Genomic DNA, 12,908 nt, shown 5'->3' with positions numbered 1-12,908 from the left:
GTGGCTGAAATCCGCTATAGATACTGGGTATGCACTTGGCGCGGCGGGGATGCAGCTTCTCTGCGGCATACCCTGATGCGGACCAGTGCCGCGATTTGTGTTTGAGGAGAATTTCGATGAGCCTGAAGAAAATCCTTCTGGCCGCGACGGTGCTGGCGCTGCCGGTTGCCGCCAACGCCCAGCCGATCAGCGGTCTCTATGTGGGCGCCGGCGCGGGTGTGAACCTGCGGCAGGAGTCCGATGTGACCCTCTCGCGCAGCATGACCAGCACCGTCGGCGCGCCGCTGACCGGCACGGCCGAGTTCAACTACGGCTACGTCGGCGTGATCAGCCTGGGCTACGGCTTCGGCAACGGCGTCCGCGCCGAGATCGAGGGTTCCTACCGCACCAATGACGTGGACGACGTGTCCGGCATGGGCGTGCCGCGCAACGGCCGTTCCAGCGGCCGCGCCACGACCTATGGCGTGATGGCGAACGCCCTGTATGACTTCGACCTCGGCCCGGGCAGCTTCCTGACGCCGTATGTCGGCGTTGGCGCCGGCTACCAGTGGGTGGACAACGACATCCGCGGTGGCGTGAACAGCGGCGCCACCGTGCGCGCCGATGGCACCGACGGCCAGTTCGCCTATCAGGCGATCGTCGGCGCGGCCTTCCCGATCGCGCAGGTCCCGGGCCTGGCGGTCACCGCCGAATACCGTTTCATGGGCACGCTCGATAACGATATCGACGCGCGCCGTGACAATTCGGGCCGCGGCACCGCGGAGATGGACAACTACAACCACAGCCTGCTGATCGGTCTGCGCTACGCCTTCGGCGTGACGCCGCCGCCGCCGGTCGTGGCCCCGGCCGCCCCGCCGGCCGCTGCTCCGGCCGTCGCCCGCACCTACCTGGTGTTCTTCGACTTCGACCGCGCCGACCTGACGGACCGTGCCCGCCAGATCATCGCGGAAGCCGCGACCAACAGCCAGCGCGTCGGCACGACCCGCATCGAGGTTTCCGGCCACGCCGACCGTTCGGGCACGCCGCAGTACAACCAGCGCCTGTCCGAGCGCCGCGCCGCGGCCGTCGCGGCCGAGCTGGAGCGCCGTGGCATTCCTCGCGCCGCGATGGCCATCCAGGCCTTCGGCGAGAGCCGCCCGCTGGTCCCGACCGCCGACGGTGTGCGCGAGCCGCAGAACCGCCGCGTCGAGATCGTCCTGCGCTGATCGCAGGCTTCTCTCGAAGCCAATTGGGGGGGGCGCCGCAGGGCGCCCCCCTTTCTTTTTGGCCACAGGGCTGGGACGTTGCGCCCATGATCCTCATCGGCCGCAACCTCTCCCCCTTCGTCCGCCGCTGCGCGGCCTCCCTCAACCTTCTCGGCCTGCCCTATACGCAGCGGCCCCTCAGCACCGTCGCGGATGCGGAAGCGATCCGCGCGCTCAATCCGCTCGGCCGGGTGCCGGCCCTGGTGCTGGAGGATGGGGAAGTGCTGGTGGACAGCGCCGCCATCCTGGACGCGCTGGATGAGATGGCACCGGACCGCGCCCTCATTCCCCGTGAGGGCGCGGCGCGCCGTGAGGTGCTGCGGGCGCTGGCCCTCGCCGCAGGCGCGACGGAGAAGCTGGTCGCGACCTATTACGAATCGCGCCGCCCGGCCGAATGGCACTGGCCGGACAACCAGGCACGCCTCGCCAGCCAGGCGCAGGCCGGCTTCGCGGCGCTGGACCGGCTGGCGGAATCCGGCGCCTGGCTCTGCGGGGAAGCTATGACTCAGGCGGATGTCACTGCCGTGGCAGGCTTCGACTTCGCCGCGACGGTCCTGCCGGACATGATCGCGGGCCGCTTCCCGGCCCTGGCTGCCTTACGTGACCGCGCCAATGCCATTCCGGCGATCGGCGCGACACGCTGGGTGAGCTGACGCCGCATTTACAGGCATTTGCAGGCATTTGCCCAAGCCGTTTGCCTCCCATAGGTCCACACTGGAAGCAGACGCCCGGATTAAAGGCAGAAATCGTGTTGCAGTGCAGCATTTTCAGGGTTAGGAAACGCCCAGGGAGTTAGCGTCCTAAACGGCCATCGCGGCTGCGAAGGAGCGCTTGCATTATGCGGATCGGATCGACCACTCGGCGCGGCTTCATCGGCGGCGCCCTCGCCGCGCCCCTGATCCTGCGCCCCTCCCCCGTCCGGGCCATGGAGCCTGTGGATATCGAGTTGGTGCTTGCCGTCGATGTCAGCCGTTCGGTGGATGAGCAGGAGCAGGAGCTTCAGTTCAAGGGCTATGCCGCGGCCTTCCGCGACCAGCGCCTGATCGAGGGCATCGCCGGCGGTCCGCTCGGCCAGATCGCCGTGACGCTGTTCACCTGGTCCGACTGGCATATCCAGGAGTTGCTGGTGCCCTGGACCCGGATCGATGGCGCCACCGCCGCCGAGGGCTTCGCCCAGGCGCTGGACGCCGCGCCGCGCCGCACCTGGCTCTATACCTCCATCTCCGGTGCCATGGATTACGCCGCCGGCCTGTTCGGCCAGGGCTATGAGGGCACCCGCAAGGTGGTGGACATCTCCGGCGATGGCATCAGCAATTCCGGCCGTCCGGTGGCCGATGCCCGGGCCGAGGCGCTGGACAAGGGCATCGTGCTGAACGGCCTCGCCGTGCTGGACCGCTCGCCGCAGCCTTGGGCCGCGGGCATGCCGTCCCTCGACAATTACTATCGTGACGAGGTGATCGGCGGGCCGGGCGCCTTCCTGATGGTGGCGGAGGGCTTTGACGCCTTCGAAACCGCGGTGAAGCGCAAGATCATCCGCGAAATCGCCTCGGCCCCGCTGCCCGGCCCCTTGGTGGAACGCGCCTACGCCTGAGCCTTGCCGCGACCGGTCTTGGCCTGAAGCTCGTCGATTCGCATCGAGGCCGCGGCCTTGGACAGGGAGGGATCGAATTCCTCCTTCGCCTCCTCGCTCAGCGTCTTGAGGTAGGAGGCCTGGGCGCCGGTCATCGGCTCCTCACCCGTGGTCCAATCCGCGGGGTCCTTGATGGTGTTGGAGCCCGGATCGGGGCTGGTCTTGGGGTTTTCGTCCTCGACAGGGGCAGTCTTGCGGTCGGCCATGACGGTGTTCTCCGGCTTGTGTTGCCAGAACGTTCATGGTGGCCGGATGGTTTCCGCCGGCGTTTCGCAGGCTGGATTCAGCCGGCCGCCTTCACCAGAAGAAAGCTCGGCCGGTCGCGCTCCTCCGCCCAGGCCGGCTCAGATGCCAGCTGCGCCGGGCTGGGCGACCATTCCTCCAGATGGGCCAGGGTGAAGCCCGCGCCGATCAGGGCATTCACCAGCGTGCCGAGCCCGCGATGCTGCTTCACCACGCCGGGGGCGAGCCAGTCGGTCACCCGCGGCCCTTCCTCCAGATAGTCATCCAGCGCCCAGACCCGCTGGCCCTGCGCGGGCGTGATCCAGCCCGGATGGCTGGGTGCCGTCAGCAGCGGATGTTCCTGGGAGAAAACCAGCACGCCGCCCGGCGCCAGCGCCGCATGCACACGGCGCAGCATATCCGGCAGCCCCACCACATAATGGAAGGCGAGCGAGGAGAAGGCGATGTCGAAGGCGGCGATGGGGATATCCAGCGCCTCCAGATCCCCCTGCCGGTAGTCGATGCCCTCACCTTCGGTCAGCGCCGCAGCGCGTTCCAGCATGCGTGCCGAAACATCAAGGGCGAGGACACTCTCTGCCCCCTGCGCCCGCGCCCAACGCGCGAACCAGCCATAGCCGCAGCCAAGGTCGAGCACCCGCTTCCCCACCATCGCCGGCAGCAGGGCCTGGAGCGAAGCCCATTCCGGCGCGCCCTCCAGCCCCTGTTCGGAACGTGGCAGCCGCGCATAGGCGGCGAAAAAATCCGGGCGGTCGTAGAGGCTTTCGGTCACCTCACCGCCCGTGCCGCTTCCGCCACTCGGCAAAGCGTTCCAGGTTGCTCTCATCCGTCGGCGGATAGAGGCCGAGGATGGACTGGCCACCGGCCACCTGTTCCTGCACGAAGTCCTCGAAAGCGGTCATCTCCACCGCCTCCGCCGTGACTTCCTCGGCGATATGGGCGGGAATGACGATCACGCCGTCATTGTCGCCGACCAGCACATCGCCCGGAAACACCGGCGCATCGCCGCAGCCGATCGGCACGTTCATCTCGATCGGCTGGTGCAGCGTCAGATTGGTGGGCGCGGAAGGGCGGGCATGGAAGGCCGGGATCGCCAGCTTGGCGATATCCGCCGCATCCCGGAAGCCGCCATCGGTCACCACCCCGGCCACGCCGCGCACCATCAGCCGCGTCACCAGGATTCCGCCGGCGGAGGCCGCGCGCGGGTCCTTGCGGCTGTCGACGACGAAGATATGGCCGGGCGGGCAATCCTCCACGCCCTTGCGCTGCGGATGGGACCGGTCGCGGAAGGCGGAAAGCGGGTTCAGATCCTCCCGCGCCGGAATGGTGCGCAGCGTGAAGGCCTCCCCCACCATGCTCTCGCCCAGCGGGGCCAGGGGCAGCACGCCCTGGATCATCTGGCTGCGAAAGCCGCGCTTGTACAAAGCGGTGGCGAGGGTCGCGGTGGAAACGCGCTTCAGGGCGGCGCGGGTCTGCTCATGCAAGGCCATGCTCAGCAGCGCCAATCCGTGCGGTCGCCCTCGATCAGGCGCAGGCTCGCCTGCCAGGCCAGCATCATGGTCGGGCTGTTGGGGTCCTTGCCGTATTGGCTGGCGGTGCGAAGCCGCACCTCCTCCGGCGGCAGGATCAGCTTGGCACCGCCCGAAAGGGCCGCGACCTGCGCCTGGCAGGCGCGCTCCAGATAGTAGATCTGGTTCCAGGCTTCCGGGATGGTGCGGCCGGTGACCAGCAGCCCGTGGTTCACCAGGATCATCGCGGAATGCTCGCCGAGATCGGCCACCAGCCGGTCCCGCTCCTCCAGATCCAGCGCGATGCCCTCATAGCCGTGATAGGCGAGGCGGCCGTAGAACTTCAGCGCGTGCTGGCTGATCGGCAGCAACCCGTGTTCCTGGGCGGAAACGGCGATGCCGGCGGCGGTGTGGGTGTGGACCACGCAGATCGCATCCTCCCGCGCCGCATGGATGGCGGAGTGGATGACGAAGCCGGCCTTGTTCACCGTGGTCGGCTCGGCGGGATGGTGGGGATCCACTACATTGCCGTCCAGGTCGATCTTCACCAGGTCGCTGGCGCGCATCTCATGGAACATCACGCCGTAGCGGTTGATGAGGAAGTGGTGTTCCGGGCCGGGGATGCGGGCGCTGATATGGGTGTAGATCAGGTCCGTCATCTTGTGATGCGCGACCAGCCGGTACAGCGCGGCCAGGTCGCAACGGATGGCCCATTCGGCCTCGTCGATGCCGGCGGGGATGCGGGTGGGGGTGTTGATGTCCATGGCGGCAGCGGGCCCTTTGCGGATCAGGCGACAGTATTGGTCAGGATGCCGAGGCCCGAAACCTCGAATTCCAGAGAATCGCCCGAGACCAGGAAGCGCGGCGGCTTCTGGGTGGCGCCGGTGCCTTCCGGGGAGCCTGTGGCGATGACATCGCCCGGCAACAGCGGCGTGATGGTGGAGAGATAGGCGATGATCTTTTCCAGCCCGAAGAACATCGCGCCGGCCTTGCTGTCCTGCACCGTCCTGCCATTCAGCCGGGTTTGCAGGCGCAGCTCCCGCCAGTCCGCGACCTCATCCGCCGTGGTGACGGTGGGACCCCAGCTTCCGGACTCGAAAAAATTCTTGCCGGCGGTGACGCTATGCGCCTGCCAGTCGCGCACCGAGCCATCGTTCAGGATCGTGTAGCCGCCGATATGCGCCAGCGCCTCGGCCTCCGCGATGCGGTGGCCCGCCTTGCCGATGACGACGGCCAGCTCGCATTCATAGTCGAACTGTTCCGAGACGCCCGGCGGCCGCAGCGCCGCGCCAGGGCCGACCAGCGCCGCCTGGTGCTTGAGGAAGTAGGAGATGTTCGCCGGCCCCTTCACCTCCCCGCCCAGCGGATGCGGTTTTGGGTAGTTCAGGCCGATGCAGAACAGTCGGGCTTCGGGCAGCGGCGCGGTGATGGCGACGCTGGCCAATGGCCATTCGCCATCCTCCGCCGGGGCGCCCTCGGTCAGCACCCGCGACAAGGGCGGGTTGCCGGCGAAGCCGAAGACCTTGTCGCCTTGCAGGCGCCCGGTGCGCGGCGTGCCGTCGACGGTAAAAGCCAGGACCTTCATGCGACGGCTCCCATGCGGCGGCGGTCCCAGACCTCCGGCTGCACCAGATGCGGCGGGCGGCGGCCGGCCAGCACATCCAGCACCTGCTCGGCGCATTGCAGCGCCGTCTCCCGCATCGCTTCCTCCGTCACGCCGCCGATATGGGGCGCGAGCACGGTGTTGGGCGCGGTCAGGATCGGGTCCTCGGCCGGGGCGGGTTCCACCTTGAAGACATCGATGGCGGCGCCGGCGATGGTGCCGGCCTGCAAGGCGGCGGCCAGCGCCTCGGCATCGATCAACTGGCCGCGGGCAGTGTTCACCAGCAGCGCATGGGGCTGCATCCGGGCCAGGGCCGCCGCGTCGATCATGTTGCGCGTGTCGGGGCGCAGCGGGCGGTGCAGGGAGACGACATCGGCGCGTTCCAGCAGCGCCTCGAGCGTCGGGGCGCGCTCGGCGCCGGCCTCCATCAGGATGGAATCGGACACGCCCGGGGAGAAGACCAGCAGCTTCATGCCAAAACCGTTGCGCGCCATGGCGCCGGTCATGCGGCCGATGGTGCCGAAGCCGACCAGGCCCATGGTCTTGCCATGCAGCTCCATCATCCGCGCCTCATAGCGCAGGCGCCAGTCGAGGCCCCGCACCGCGGCATCGGCCGGGATCACCTTGCGGGCCAGCGCCAGGGTCAGCGCCATGGCGTGTTCGGCGACCGAACGGGCATTGGCCGTCGGCGTGAAGACCGTGGGGATGCCAAGCTCGGCGGCTTGCACCAGGTCGATCTCATTGGTGCCGACGCCGTGATTGGCGATGACCAGCAGGCTGTCCGCGGCTCGCATCGGGGCCGCCTTCAGCCCGGCATTCCGGGTGATCACGCCCACGCAGCCGGGCAATTCCCGCGCCACGGTTTCCATATCCGGCGCGGTGGCGATGCGGGGGGTCACGCCGCCTTCCCGAAGCCGGTCCAGCCCGGCCGGGTGGATGGGCTGGACGATGAAGCACTCAGGCATCAGGCTGCGGTCCCATGCAATTGAATGATCTGAAGACACGGCTCGCGGCCGGCGATACGGCACTGGTCGCGACCCTGCAACTGGCCCGCAGTGGCGACAGCGCCCGAATCTTCGCCCGCAGCGGCTTCGACGCGCTGGTGCTGGATTGCGAGCACAATCTGATCGGCCCCGACGCGGCCTCCGAAATCCTGCTGGCGGGGCTGGAGGCAGGAATCGCGCCGCTGGTGCGCCTGCCGGATGACGCGCCCGGCCCGATCGGCCAGGCCTTGTCCGCCGGCGCGCTCGGCGTGGTGATTCCGCGCGTCGAGACCGCCGCCCAGGCCCAGGCCGTGGCCCGCGCCGCCCGCTTCGCGCCGGAGGGGCGCCGCCCCCTGCCCCCGATCTTCCCGCATTTCCGCCGCCACAAGGTCAGCCAAGGTGAGGCCGTGGCCACGCTTTCCGCCGAGACCATCGTGGTGGTCATCATCGAGACGCAGCAGGCGGTGCGCAACGCGGCGGCGATCGCGGCCGTGCCCGGAATCGACGTGCTGTTCCTCGGCGCCTCCGACCTCAGCGCCGATCTTGGCCAGGCAGGGATGAAGGAGAACCCGGCGCTGTGGGAGGCGGCGGAGGCCGTGGCCAGCGCCTGCCGTGCGGCGGGCAAGGTGCCGGGGATGGGCGGAATCGTGGAGGAGGCGCATTTTGTCCGCGCCAAGGCGCTGGGGATGCGCTGGGTCTCGACGGCGCATGACGCGACCCTGCTTCAGGCGGCGGCGACAGCGCGGGCCGCCTGGATGCGGGGGCTGTAGGAGCCCTACTGCTCCGCCAGCCCGGCGCGGATGGCGTCGTGCAGCAGGGCGGCGCTGTGGCGCAGCGCCTCCGTCTCCGCTTCGTCCATCTCCGGCAGCAAGGGATGCGAAGCGCCGCGGGCGCCCAGCAGATGCGGCAGGGACACGCAGGTCTCCGCCACGCCGAGCAATTCCTCCATGAAGGTGGAGACGCTGAACACGGCCTGTTCGTCATTGACGATGCTGCGCGCGAGCCGCGCGACGGAGCCGGCGATCCCGTAATTGGAAACGCCCTTGCCCTCCTTGATCCGATAGGCGGAGCCGCGCACCTCGCTTGCGATGCTGTCGCGCAGCTCAGCCGGCAGCGGGCGGCCGATCTGTTCGGCGAAGCGGATCAGCGGCATGCCCGCGGCCTGCGCCCCGCTCCAGTGCAGCACTTCGGAATCGCCATGCTCACCCAGCACATAGGCATGGACCGAGCCGGTGGAGACGCCCAGATACCGCGCCAGGCGATCCCGGAAACGCGCGGAATCCAACGCGCATCCGGTGCCGATCGCTCGCCCCGGCGGCACGCCGAAGCGCCGAACCGCCAGCGCGGGCATGACATCGACGGGGTTGGTCGCGAAGAGCAGGACCGCGTCGGGCACCACGCGCAGCACTTGGTCCAGCACGGCGCCGACAATCTTCACATTGGCCGCCAGAAGGTCGAGCCGGGTCTGACCCGGCTTCAGGTTACCGCCGGCGGCGATGACCACCAGCTGCGCGCCCGCCAGATCGGCATAGTCCCCCGACGCCACCTGCGCCGCCGGGCCGAAGGCCGCGGCATGGCCGATGTCCGCGGCCTCGGAGGCCGCCCTTGCCGCGTCCTGGTCCACCAGGATCAGCTCATCGACGCCCGGCGTCTGCGCCAGCAGAAAGCCGCAGGCGGCGCCCACCTGGCCCGCCCCCACGATCCCGACTTTGCCGCGCATGTCAGAGCACTCCCATCATCGGCCAGATCGTCACGGACAGCAGCAGGATCAGCCCGAGCCCGGCGAGGGTCATGACCACGCCGACCTTGGCGAATTGCATCGTGCTGAAGGCGCCCGTCCCGTAGCAGAGCATGTTCTGCGGCGCGTTGGTCGGCAGGATGAAGCCGAAGGACACGACATAGGCCTGGATCATCACGATGCCGAAGATGGTCTGCGGCCCGAAGGGCAGCGTCTGGGCAAAGGCGATCATGATCGGGATCAGCGTGCTGGCCAGGCCCGTCGCCGAGGCGAAGCCCAGATGCAGGATGATGCTGAACAGCGACAGCGCGCCGACCACCGCCACCACGGATCGCGTCTCCAGCCCCAACTGCCCCAGCGTGACGCTCGCCAGCCAGGCGGCCGCGCCGGTGCGGGCCAGCAGGATGCCGAGCGCGATGCCTGCGGCGAACAGGACGATCGTGCCCCAGGGCACCTGCTTCTCCGCCCCCGCCCAGGTCATGACGCCGAAGCGCGGCATCAGCAGCAGCGCGATGCCGATCAGGGTGACGGTGGTGGTGTCCAGCGGATGCAGCCAGCCCTCGGTGGACCAGGCCACCAGCAGCAGACCCGCCACCAGCATCAGCCGCCATTCGGCCGGCGTGACGGGGCCAAGACCCGCGACCTCCTTCGCCAGTCGCGCCCGCGCCTCCTCCGCCGGTGGCACCTGCGGGCGCAGCAGGACCAGGGAGACGAAGAACAGCACCACGCTCATCGACAGCGTCAGCGGCAGCGCGGTGATGAACCACTCGCCCCAGGTCACGGTCCGCTCGAAGCTGGACTGCATGAAGTTCAGGCTGATCAGGTTCTGCGCGGCGCCGGTCTTCACCGCGATGTTGAAGATGGAGCAGGCCTGCGCCGTCACGATCATCAGCGTGGCGCCCAGGCTGCTGGCCACGGGCAAGCCGAGTGCCGTGACCACGCCGACCATGATCGGGATGATGGCGCCGACGCGGGCGGTGGCGGAGGGGATGAACAGGGCGAGCACGAAGCCCACGATCATGGCGCCCACCGTCAGCCGGGCCGGCGAGATGCCTACGCGACTCATCACGAGCAAGGCAACGCGGCGATCGAGGCCCGTCAGGCGCAGCGCGACGGCCAGGAACAGCGCACCCGCCACCAGGATGACGGCGGAGGAGGAAAAGCCAGCCAGCATCACCGTCAGCGCCTCGACGGACCGCATCGGCGTGCCGCCCGCCACCAGCGGCTTGCCCATGAGGCCGAGCACCGCGCCGCCGATCAGCAGGACGGCGCTGGCGGCGGGCGAGACGCATTCGGTGATCCACAGGATGACCACCAGCGCCAGCAGCCCCAGCGCCACCTGGCCCGAGGCCGAAAGCCCTTCCGGCGTCGGCAGCATGAGAACGGCGAGATAGGCGCCGATGGCAAAGGCAAGCCAGGCCAGCTTACGGTTGGACTCGGGCTCCGCCGGCGACATGAGCAACATCGGGCGCATTCCTGGAAGTCGGTTGGATCATGCGCCGTGGTGCGTTGGTGCAACCGAACGAACGCGCCAGCGGGCGCGTTCGGCGGCTGTCAGCAAAGTATATTGTTGGGAGCGTGCCAGGCCGGGGTGTCACACCACCGCGGTCATGCCGCCATCGACATACAGCAGGTGCCCATTGACGAAGTCGGAGGCGCGCGACGCCAGAAACACGGTCGCGCCCACCAACTCCTCCACCTTGCCCCAGCGCCCGGCCGGCACGCGCTGGCACAGCCAGTCGGTGAAGGCGGGATCGTCCACCAACGGCTTGGTCAGGTCGGTGGCGAAGTAGCCCGGCGCCACGGCGTTCACCTGGATGCCGCCCTTGGCCCATTCGGCGCAGAGCGTGCGCGTCATCATCCGCACGGCGCCCTTGCTGGTGGCGTAGGGGGCGATGGTGGCGCGGCCGAGCTCGGACTGCACGCTGGCGATGTTGATGATCTTGCCATGGCCGCGTTCCAGCATCCGCCGCGCAACGGCCTGGGCCATAAAGAACACGGCCTCCACATTGGTGGACATCACCTCCCGGAAGGTCTCGGGCGTCACGGCCGTTGCCGGGAAGCGGCGGTTGATGCCGGCATTGTTCACCAGCACCTCGATCGGGCCGAGGCGGGTCTCGATCTCCGCGATCGCCGCATCCAGCGCATGCGGGTCGGTCACCTCGAAGCCGGCCTCGGTCACGTCCAGGCCTTCGGCGGCCAGGCTGCGGGTGGCCTCCGCCAGCACCTTGGGGTCGCGGCCGTTCAGCACCACGCTCGCCCCGGCCTGGCCCAGCCCGCGCGCCAGGGCGAAGCCAATGCCGCGGCTGGACCCCGTGATCAGCACGCGGCGCCCCTTCAGGTCGAACAGCCCTTGCGTCATTCCCGCCTCCCTGTCCTTCATTCCAGCCAAGGGTGGGGGGAAACAGGATGTCGGACAAGCCGGGACTGCTGGTGGTGGGCGAGTTGCCCGATTGGGATTTTGTGGCACTCGCCGAGCGCTTCACCCTGCATCATTACTGGCAGGCCGCGGATAAGGCGGCGCTGCTGGCGGCGGGGCGGGACAGTATCGTCGCCATCTGCACCAAGGGCGAAATCGGCGCCGATGCCGTGCTGATGGATGCGCTGCCGCTGACCAGGATTATCGCCTGCTATGGCGTCGGCGTGGATGCCATCGACCTGGAGGCCGCCCGCGCGCGCAACATCCGCGTGACCAACACGCCGGATGTCCTGACCGAGGAAGTGGCCGACATGGCCATGATGCTGATGCTGGCCGCCGCGCGAAACCTGCGCCTGGGCGAGGCCTGGATCCGCGACGGGTCCTGGGCCACCAGGGGGCCAATGCCGCTGACCACGCGGGTCTGGGGCAAGCGGCTGGGCATTGTCGGGCTGGGGCGCATCGGCAAGGCCATCGCGCAGCGGGCGGCCGCCTTCGGCATGCAGGTGTCTTATTCCGGCCGCGCCCCGCAGCCGGGCCTGCCCTACACCCACTATCCGACCCCGGCGGCGATGGCGCCGGAGGTGGATGTGTTCTGCGTCTCGGCCGCCGGCGGCGCGGCGACGCGCGGGCTGGTGGACCGCGCGGCGATCGAGGCGCTGCGGCCCGGCGCGATTTTCGTGAATGTCTCGCGCGGTACCGTGGTGGATGAGGGCGCGCTGCTGGAGGCGCTGCGAAGCGGGCGGATCGGCGCGGCGGGGCTCGATGTGTTTCTCAACGAACCGGCGATCGACCCGGAATTCCTGACATTCCCGAACGTCGTGCTGCAGCCCCACGCCGCCAGCGGCACCGTGGAGACGCGCAAGGATATGGGACAGCTGATGCGCGAAAACCTGGAAGCCCAGCTCGACGGCCGCCCCCTGTTGACACCCCTCGTCTGAAGCCCTCCCCCCTTCTCAGGGGGGAGGGTTGGGTGGGGGCTTCGACCGCTCAGCTCTCCAGCACCGCCTCCAGCGTGATCTCCGCGTTCAGCACCTTGCTGACCGGGCAATTCGCCTTGGCGGTGGCCGCCAGCTTCTGGAAGGTGGCGTCGTCGCACCCCGGCACCTTCGCCTTCAGGGTCAGCGCCACCCGGGCGATCTTCCAGCCGCCCTCGATCTGGTCCATCCCGACCTTGGCCGAGGTGTCCATCCGCTCCGCCGTAAAATTCGCCCCGGCGAGCTGGAAGGCCAGCGCCATGGTGAAGCAGCCGGCATGGGCGGCGGCGATCAGCTCCTCCGGATTGGTGCCGCGGCCGTCGCCGAAGCGGGCGTTGAAGCCGTAGGGCGCTTCCTTGAGCACGCCGGACTGGGTGGAGACATGGCCGGTGCCATCCTTGCCGCCCCCTTCCCAATGGGCCGAACCGCTACGGGAAATGCTGGCCATGGGCGCTCTCCTTCTGTTGCCGAGGCGGCAGATGGGGCGCGGGGCGGCGTTTTGCGATGACAATGCCGCGCGCAGGCACCTTGCCGCCGCCGCGCCTCACCTGTAGGCGAAGAAAAAGTCC

15 protein-coding genes are annotated in these 12,908 nt (G+C 69.0%); 5 read left to right on the top strand and 10 right to left on the bottom strand.

What is annotated here, in order from left to right; genetic code table 11:
* The first annotated feature begins 116 nt into the window (after positions 1-116).
* From ACVFYP_RS04670 to ACVFYP_RS04660, 3 genes are all read left to right on the top strand, one after another.
* Positions 117-1,205, top strand: coding sequence for an OmpA family protein (locus ACVFYP_RS04670; protein ID WP_499198956.1), 1,089 nt, complete (start codon positions 117-119; stop codon positions 1,203-1,205).
* An 86-nt stretch (positions 1,206-1,291) separates the two neighbouring features.
* Positions 1,292-1,897, top strand: coding sequence for a glutathione S-transferase family protein (locus ACVFYP_RS04665; protein WP_499198955.1), 606 nt, complete (start codon positions 1,292-1,294; stop codon positions 1,895-1,897).
* A gap of 185 nt (positions 1,898-2,082) precedes the next feature.
* A complete protein-coding gene (locus tag ACVFYP_RS04660; protein WP_499198954.1) occupies positions 2,083-2,835 on the top strand; it encodes a DUF1194 domain-containing protein in 753 nt (250 codons plus the stop codon).
* On the opposite strand, the gene ACVFYP_RS04655 is transcribed toward ACVFYP_RS04660, so the two are convergent.
* The 6 genes from ACVFYP_RS04655 to ACVFYP_RS04630 all read right to left on the bottom strand — a co-directional run bounded on the left by ACVFYP_RS04655 (position 2,826) and on the right by ACVFYP_RS04630 (position 7,190).
* A complete protein-coding gene (locus tag ACVFYP_RS04655; protein WP_499198953.1) occupies positions 2,826-3,080 on the bottom strand; it encodes a DUF3072 domain-containing protein in 255 nt (84 codons plus the stop codon). The genes ACVFYP_RS04660 and ACVFYP_RS04655 overlap by 10 nt on opposite strands.
* Positions 3,081-3,157: 77 nt before the next feature.
* Positions 3,158-3,886: a class I SAM-dependent methyltransferase gene (locus ACVFYP_RS04650; RefSeq protein WP_499198952.1), complete on the bottom strand. Its 729-nt coding sequence runs from the start codon at positions 3,884-3,886 to the stop codon at positions 3,158-3,160.
* 1 nt (position 3,887) lies between these two features.
* Positions 3,888-4,604: a ribonuclease activity regulator RraA gene (locus ACVFYP_RS04645; RefSeq protein ID WP_499198951.1), complete on the bottom strand. Its 717-nt coding sequence runs from the start codon at positions 4,602-4,604 to the stop codon at positions 3,888-3,890.
* Between the two features lie 2 nt (positions 4,605-4,606).
* Positions 4,607-5,386 carry a class II aldolase/adducin family protein gene (locus tag ACVFYP_RS04640; protein WP_499198950.1) on the bottom strand — a complete coding sequence of 260 codons (780 nt, stop codon included), beginning with the start codon at positions 5,384-5,386 and terminating at the stop codon, positions 4,607-4,609.
* Positions 5,387-5,409: 23 nt separating this feature from the next.
* Positions 5,410-6,207: a fumarylacetoacetate hydrolase family protein gene (locus ACVFYP_RS04635; protein WP_499198949.1), complete on the bottom strand. Its 798-nt coding sequence runs from the start codon at positions 6,205-6,207 to the stop codon at positions 5,410-5,412.
* On the bottom strand, positions 6,204-7,190 hold the full coding sequence (locus tag ACVFYP_RS04630) for a hydroxyacid dehydrogenase (RefSeq protein WP_499198948.1): 987 nt from the start codon (positions 7,188-7,190) through the stop codon (positions 6,204-6,206). The genes ACVFYP_RS04635 and ACVFYP_RS04630 overlap by 4 nt, the downstream gene beginning before the upstream one ends.
* A 14-nt stretch (positions 7,191-7,204) precedes the next feature.
* Between ACVFYP_RS04630 and ACVFYP_RS04625 the strand changes: the two genes are divergently transcribed.
* Positions 7,205-7,978: an HpcH/HpaI aldolase family protein gene (locus ACVFYP_RS04625; protein ID WP_499198947.1), complete on the top strand. Its 774-nt coding sequence runs from the start codon at positions 7,205-7,207 to the stop codon at positions 7,976-7,978.
* A gap of 5 nt (positions 7,979-7,983) precedes the next feature.
* Here the strand turns inward: ACVFYP_RS04625 and ACVFYP_RS04620 are convergent, their stop codons facing one another.
* From ACVFYP_RS04620 to ACVFYP_RS04610, 3 genes are all read right to left on the bottom strand, one after another.
* Positions 7,984-8,928 carry a lactate/malate family dehydrogenase gene (locus tag ACVFYP_RS04620; protein ID WP_499198946.1) on the bottom strand — a complete coding sequence of 315 codons (945 nt, stop codon included), beginning with the start codon at positions 8,926-8,928 and terminating at the stop codon, positions 7,984-7,986.
* Position 8,929: 1 nt separating this feature from the next.
* On the bottom strand, positions 8,930-10,411 hold the full coding sequence (locus tag ACVFYP_RS04615) for a DASS family sodium-coupled anion symporter (protein ID WP_499198945.1): 1,482 nt from the start codon (positions 10,409-10,411) through the stop codon (positions 8,930-8,932).
* Between the two features lie 129 nt (positions 10,412-10,540).
* Positions 10,541-11,308, bottom strand: coding sequence for an SDR family oxidoreductase (locus tag ACVFYP_RS04610; protein WP_499198944.1), 768 nt, complete (start codon positions 11,306-11,308; stop codon positions 10,541-10,543).
* Between the two features lie 47 nt (positions 11,309-11,355).
* Here ACVFYP_RS04610 and ACVFYP_RS04605 point away from each other — a divergent pair, with 47 nt between their 5' ends.
* Positions 11,356-12,303 carry a 2-hydroxyacid dehydrogenase gene (locus ACVFYP_RS04605; protein WP_499198943.1) on the top strand — a complete coding sequence of 316 codons (948 nt, stop codon included), beginning with the start codon at positions 11,356-11,358 and terminating at the stop codon, positions 12,301-12,303.
* Between the two features lie 49 nt (positions 12,304-12,352).
* Here the strand turns inward: ACVFYP_RS04605 and ACVFYP_RS04600 are convergent, their stop codons facing one another.
* The gene (locus tag ACVFYP_RS04600; RefSeq protein ID WP_499198942.1) at positions 12,353-12,787 is read right to left on the bottom strand and encodes an OsmC family protein; all 435 of its coding nucleotides are present in this window, start codon (positions 12,785-12,787) and stop codon (positions 12,353-12,355) included.
* Positions 12,788-12,908: the final 121 nt, after the last annotated feature.

The sequence above is a fragment of the Roseomonas sp. F4 genome (assembly GCF_053891155.1).
This window is presented reverse-complemented; position numbering and strand designations above follow the sequence as displayed.

What these genes read in the sequence shown, in the direction of transcription:
- ACVFYP_RS04660 (WP_499198954.1), top strand. Translation starts at nt 2,083, where the DNA reads ATGCGGATCGGATCGACCACTCGGCGCGGCTTCATCGGCGGCGCCCTC.
- ACVFYP_RS04665 (WP_499198955.1), top strand. Translation starts at nt 1,292, where the DNA reads ATGATCCTCATCGGCCGCAACCTCTCCCCCTTCGTCCGCCGCTGCGCG.
- ACVFYP_RS04600 (WP_499198942.1), bottom strand. Translation starts at nt 12,787, where the DNA reads ATGGCCAGCATTTCCCGTAGCGGTTCGGCCCATTGGGAAGGGGGCGGC.
- ACVFYP_RS04610 (WP_499198944.1), bottom strand. Translation starts at nt 11,308, where the DNA reads ATGACGCAAGGGCTGTTCGACCTGAAGGGGCGCCGCGTGCTGATCACG.
- ACVFYP_RS04630 (WP_499198948.1), bottom strand. Translation starts at nt 7,190, where the DNA reads ATGCCTGAGTGCTTCATCGTCCAGCCCATCCACCCGGCCGGGCTGGAC.
- ACVFYP_RS04655 (WP_499198953.1), bottom strand. Translation starts at nt 3,080, where the DNA reads ATGGCCGACCGCAAGACTGCCCCTGTCGAGGACGAAAACCCCAAGACC.
- ACVFYP_RS04645 (WP_499198951.1), bottom strand. Translation starts at nt 4,604, where the DNA reads ATGGCCTTGCATGAGCAGACCCGCGCCGCCCTGAAGCGCGTTTCCACC.
- ACVFYP_RS04615 (WP_499198945.1), bottom strand. Translation starts at nt 10,411, where the DNA reads ATGTTGCTCATGTCGCCGGCGGAGCCCGAGTCCAACCGTAAGCTGGCC.
- ACVFYP_RS04670 (WP_499198956.1), top strand. Translation starts at nt 117, where the DNA reads ATGAGCCTGAAGAAAATCCTTCTGGCCGCGACGGTGCTGGCGCTGCCG.
- ACVFYP_RS04605 (WP_499198943.1), top strand. Translation starts at nt 11,356, where the DNA reads ATGTCGGACAAGCCGGGACTGCTGGTGGTGGGCGAGTTGCCCGATTGG.
- ACVFYP_RS04640 (WP_499198950.1), bottom strand. Translation starts at nt 5,386, where the DNA reads ATGGACATCAACACCCCCACCCGCATCCCCGCCGGCATCGACGAGGCC.
- ACVFYP_RS04635 (WP_499198949.1), bottom strand. Translation starts at nt 6,207, where the DNA reads ATGAAGGTCCTGGCTTTTACCGTCGACGGCACGCCGCGCACCGGGCGC.
- ACVFYP_RS04620 (WP_499198946.1), bottom strand. Translation starts at nt 8,928, where the DNA reads ATGCGCGGCAAAGTCGGGATCGTGGGGGCGGGCCAGGTGGGCGCCGCC.
- ACVFYP_RS04625 (WP_499198947.1), top strand. Translation starts at nt 7,205, where the DNA reads ATGCAATTGAATGATCTGAAGACACGGCTCGCGGCCGGCGATACGGCA.